Raw genomic sequence first — 5,185 nt, 5'->3', positions numbered from 1 at the left:
TGTTCACCCTGGGATATCTTTCGATATCCTTCCGGGACAACTTCTCGAATTTACTGAAGGAATCTCGTTGAGTCAAACCGCCCCGGATCATCCGGTGGCCGCCTCGACGACTCCCCCGAACACTCACAGTGAGTGTCGGGCCGGGGATGGGGGCCATCCGAGTGGTGAATCTGGTTCGGATGTCTCCCGGCTTTCCGCCGGCAGAGAGAACATTACGGATGGCCAACGGGATCGTCAAACGCCAGAGGCTTTTTGATCTGTGATGTACATCACAGCTCCTGGATGTCGCCTTGACGCACCCGTCTGGTATGCGAGTATCGCTGGCTGCCACCGCACAGGTCGGCCGTACGGCCGCAAGGACGGCCACCGTCCAGGGTGGGGACCCACCGTCACCGCCGCGGCCCGCCGAAGAACACGGTCGGGACAGCGGCGACGGTAGGGACAGCGGCAGACGAGGACGACGACGCTGGCAGTGGAGACGGCGCTGGCGACGAGGGCGGCGCTGGCAGTGGAGACGGCGCTGGCAGGGACGGCTGCGACGGGGATATGGGCGGCGCCGGCCTCCGCTGGCCACGCCGCGGGCCGCTGACCGACGCATCCCCGGCGATCCACAACCGCCATGGCCGGTCCTGGGCGGTCCTGATCCCGATCCGGGGCCCGCGGGCGACCCGGGCCTCGTCGATCCAGGGGCCGGCGCTGAGCACGAGTGCTCCTCCCCCGGGTGCACCCCCGCCCGTGGACGCCCTGGGCAGGCCGGGCAGCACGCACGGCACGGCACGCCCGCCGGGACCGCCAGGGCCGCCGGCATCAGGAGCACCGGGAATGTCGGAGGGGCTGGGTACAACGGAGGAAACGCCGCGGAGATCAGGAGCGCCAGGGACGCTGGGGACGCTGGGGACGAGGTCGGCGCCGTTGAGGGAGCCGTCGACGGCCAGCGCCCGGGCGAGCCTTCCCGGGCCCCGGGCCAGCTCCGCCCGGCGCAGGTGCGTACGGCCGCGCACGGCGTCCGCCGCCCCCTCGACCACCTCACCCGCACGCAGCAGGACAGCGGCCGCCGCGCCGGGCGGCCCGCACACGATGTTCACGCACCAGTGCATCCCGTACACGAAGTAGACGTACAGGTGCCCGGGCGGCCCGAACATCACCGCGCACCGCGGGGTCGGGCCGCGGAACGCGTGCGAGGCGGGATCGTCCCGGCCGCCGTAGGCCTCGACCTCGGTCAGCCGGACGACGACCCCGCCTCGGCACAGCCGGACGCCCAGCAGGTCGCGGGCGACGTCCAGCGGCGGCCGCGCGTAGAAGCGCCGGTCCGCGACGCTCAGACGCCTCCCGCCCACTCGCGGTCCCCGCGCAGGCGTTCGGTGACCGCGGCCAGCTGCTCGCGCACCCGGGCCGGTGCCGTCCCGCCCGGGGCCGACCGGGCCTCCAGCGCGCCCTGGACGGACAGCACCGAGCGCACGCCCGGGGTCAGCCGGGGATTGATGGCCGCCAGCTGCTCGGCGCCGACATCCTCGAGGCCGACATCGTGCGCCACGCACCAGGCCACCAGCTGCCCGACCGCCTCGTGCGCCTCCCGGAAGGGCACCCCGCCGCGGACGAGGTGTTCGGCCACATCCGTGGCCAGCGCGAACCCGTCCGGGGCTGCCTCGGCGAGGCGCTGACGGCGCACCCGCATCGTGGCCACCGTCCCGGCGGTCGCCGGCAACACCAGCAGGAGGGTGTCGACCGCGTCGAACACCGGCTCCTTGTCCTCCTGCAGGTCGCGGTCGTAGGCCAGCGGGAGCCCCTTGAGCGTGGTGAGCAGCCCGGTGAGCGCCCCGATCAGACGGCCGGACTTGCCCCGAGCGAGCTCGGCGACGTCCGGGTTCTTCTTCTGCGGCATGAGCGAGCTGCCGGTGGCGAAGGCGTCGTCCAGTTCGACCCAGCCGAACTCGCGGCTGGTCCACAGGACGATCTCCTCGCCGAGCCGGGACAGGTGCACGCCGATCAGCGCGGCCGCGAACAGGAACTCCGCGGCGAAGTCACGGTCGGAGACGGCGTCGATGGAGTTCTCGAACGCCGAGTCGAAACCCAGTTCGACAGCGACGCCGTGCGGATCCAGCGGCAGCGAGGAGCCGGCCAACGCCCCCGCCCCGAGGCTGGACACGGCGGCGCGGCGGTCCCAGTCCCGCAGCCGGTCGACGTCCCGGGCGAACGCGTGGACGTGCGCCAGCAGCTGGTGGGCGAACGAGATCGGCTGGGCGTGCTGGAGGTGGGTCATCCCGGGGGCGGGGGTGTCCACGTGCGCCGCCGCCTGGTCGACGATGGCCTGCTGGAGCTCGATCAGGCGGGCGGCCACCTGGCGGGCATGATCCCGCAGGTACATCCGCAGGTCGGTGGCGACCTGGTCGTTGCGGCTGCGCCCGGCGCGCAGCTTGCCCCCCAGCGCGCCGAGGCGTTCGAGCAGCCCCCGCTCCAGCGCGGTGTGCACGTCCTCGTCGTCCACGGTCGGGCGGAAGCCGCCGGTACGCACCGCCTCCGACAGGTCGTCGAGCGCGGCCAGGATGGCGGCCAGCTCGCCGTCGTCGAGCAGGCCGGCGCGGTGCAGCACCCGGGCGTGGGCGCCGGAGGCCCGCAGGTCGTAGGGGGCCAGCCGCCAGTCGAACTGGACGCTGACCGACAGGCGGGCCAGCGCCTGCGCCGGGCCGCCGGCGAAACGCCCACCCCACAACCTCGTCGGCGACGAGGACGGGGACCCGGATCCGGATGCCGACGAGGCGGGCCCTGCCGGCTCGGGCCCCGGCCGGGACACGGTCGGCTCGGTCGCCGGCTGGGACGCGCCTGGCTCGGGCACGGCCGGCTCGGAGGCCGTCGGTGGCTGGGATGCCGACACGCTCACCGCGACAGCCGCTGTTCCCGGGCGGCCCACACCTTGCTCGGCAGGCCCCACAGGTCGATGAAGCCGCGGGCGTCGCGCTGGTCGAACTGGTCGCCGGCGTCGTAGGTCGCCAGCGCGTGGTCGTACAGGCTCGCATCGCTGCGCCGTCCCACCACCTGGGCGACCCCGCCGGCGAGCCGGATCCGCACGTCGCCGCTGACCCGGACGCTGGCGTTGTCGACGAACGCGTCCAGCGCGGCCCGCAACGGCGAGTACCACAGGCCGTCGTAGACCAGCTCGGCCCAGCGCTGGTCCACCCCGCGCTTGAACCGGGCGAGGTCACGCTCGAGGGTGAGGTCCTCCAGGTCACGGTGGGCGGTCAGCAGGGTGATCGCCGCCGGGCACTCGTATATCTCCCGGCTCTTGATCCCCACCAGCCGGTCCTCGATCAGGTCGATCCGCCCGACGCCCTGCGCGCCCGCGCGGGTGTTCAGCTCCGCGACCAGCTCCGGCAGCGGCAGTGCGCGGCCGTCGAGGGAGACCGGGAGGCCATCGGCGAAACCGATCGTCACCTCGTCCGGGTCCCGCGCGAGCGTCGGGTCGGCGGTGTAGACGAAGACGTCCTCCGGCGGCTGTGCCCACGGATCCTCGAGCACGCCACACTCGGCGGTGCGTCCCCACAGGTTCTGGTCGATGGAGTAGGGGGAACGTGCCGTCACGTCGATGGGCAGGCCGCGTTCGTCGGCGAAGGCGATCGCCTTGTCCCGGGTCATCCCGGAGTCGCGTACCGGCGCCAGCACCTTCAGCTCCGGTGCCAGTGCCATCACGCCGACCTCGAAACGCACCTGGTCGTTGCCCTTGCCGGTGCAGCCGTGGGCGATGGCCCCGGCGCCGAAGGTGTGCGCCGCCTCCACCAGGTGGCGGACGATCACCGGCCGTGACAGCGACGAGATCAGCGGATAGCGGTCCATGTACAGGGCGTTCGCCCGGATGGCGGGGGCGACGAAGGAGCGGGCGAACTCCTCCCGCGCGTCGACCACGACCGACTCCACCGCCCCGCAGGTCAGGGCACGCTGCCGGATCGCCTCGAGATCCTCACCGCCCTGGCCGACGTCGACGGCCAGGGCCACGACCTCCGCACCGGTCTCGGCGCCGATCCACCCGATGGCCACGGACGTGTCCAGACCACCCGAATATGCCAGTACCACGCGGTCAGTCACCGCTGATCAACCTTTCCTCTCTGCGTTTTCCGTGTTCCCGGGGTGTGCTCCCGGGGTGTGCTCCCGGGGTGTGCTCCCGAGCGGTTGTGCAGTTGTGCCGCCAGGCGCCGGTGCGCCCGTCAGGCGTTGTGCCCAGCTCCGGCAGCTCCGGCAACGGCTGCCGCCGGGGCCGGTGTCGTCCGGGCCCGTAGCTGGAGCACCGGTGGGTGGTCCCCGTCCTGTTCCGGCCGGGAGAGCTCTTCGGTCGGGAAAGGTGGGTACGGAAACGGCTACCGCGACGACCGTCCGTCCCTCACTTTCATGATTTCACGCTTCGGCGAAGCTCGATCACGGGCCATTGATCGATTGTGGAACGCCTCCGAGCTGTCTGACCAACACCCCCGCCGGTCAGGCGGCTGAAGAACGGCCGGCCGTCGTGGCTGAGCGCGCCCGGCCAACCGGCCGGTCAGCCGCCCGGGGCGGAGCCGGGGCCGACCAGGCCGACGAAGGCGTCGCTGGTGCGGCCCTCAGCCAGGCCGAGCAGCCGGGCGGCCAGCTCGGGACCGGTGGGAACGGCACCGGCGGCAGGCGGGCCGCCGGCGGCCACCTGAGCTGACCGGCACACCACCAGCACCGTGTCGTCGCCGGCGATGGTGCCCATGACCTCCGGCAGCGACGCGCGGTCCAGGGCCGAGGCGAACAGCTGCGCGGCACCCGGCGGGGTCCGCAGGACCACCAGGTCGCCGTTGGCCTCGGCCGAGACCAGCAGCTCCTCGCAGAGCCGGCCCAGCGGCAGCCGCACCGACTCGGCCGGCGCCAGGTTGACGTCGACGGCGTAGACGAGCCCGCCCTGCGGGCTGCGCACCTTGGTCGCGCCGAGATCCTCCAGGTCGCGTGACAGCGTCGCCTGCGTGACCTGGACGCCTTCGGCCGCCAGCAGCCGGGCCAGCTCCATCTGCGAACGCACCGGCTGCCGGGCGATCAGGGCGGCGAGCCTGACCTGGCGGGCGTGCTTGGTCAGCGGCACGGCCGCGTGCCGCACCGCCGTGGGCGGCTGCGCCGCCACGATGCTCTCGGGCCCCCGCGCCCCGGCCGTCCGGGCTGCCGCGGTGGCTTCCGCCACCTGGAT

General features: G+C 73.2%; 4 protein-coding genes. All 4 read right to left on the bottom strand.

The annotated features are described in order from the left end of the window. Positions 1-389: 389 nt before the first annotated feature. The 4 genes from AC5LUJ_RS11705 to argR all read right to left on the bottom strand — a co-directional run bounded on the left by AC5LUJ_RS11705 (position 390) and on the right by argR (position 5,098). Positions 390-1,337: a DNA-3-methyladenine glycosylase gene (locus AC5LUJ_RS11705; RefSeq protein ID WP_250292071.1), complete on the bottom strand. Its 948-nt coding sequence runs from the start codon at positions 1,335-1,337 to the stop codon at positions 390-392. Continuing rightward, positions 1,319-2,710 carry an argininosuccinate lyase gene (gene argH / locus AC5LUJ_RS11700; RefSeq protein ID WP_250283367.1) on the bottom strand — a complete coding sequence of 464 codons (1,392 nt, stop codon included), beginning with the start codon at positions 2,708-2,710 and terminating at the stop codon, positions 1,319-1,321. The genes AC5LUJ_RS11705 and argH overlap by 19 nt, the downstream gene beginning before the upstream one ends. A gap of 164 nt (positions 2,711-2,874) precedes the next feature. Further along, positions 2,875-4,077, bottom strand: coding sequence for an argininosuccinate synthase (locus AC5LUJ_RS11695; RefSeq protein ID WP_250283337.1), 1,203 nt, complete (start codon positions 4,075-4,077; stop codon positions 2,875-2,877). 445 nt (positions 4,078-4,522) lie between these two features. Next, entirely contained in the window at positions 4,523-5,098 is a 576-nt protein-coding gene (gene argR / locus AC5LUJ_RS11690; protein WP_250283369.1) for an arginine repressor, read from the bottom strand. Positions 5,099-5,185: the final 87 nt, after the last annotated feature.

It is taken from the genome of Protofrankia sp. CiP1_Cm_nod3 (genome assembly GCF_982290655.1).
Note: the sequence above shows the minus strand (reverse complement) of the source record. Positions and strands in the feature narration are given on the sequence as shown.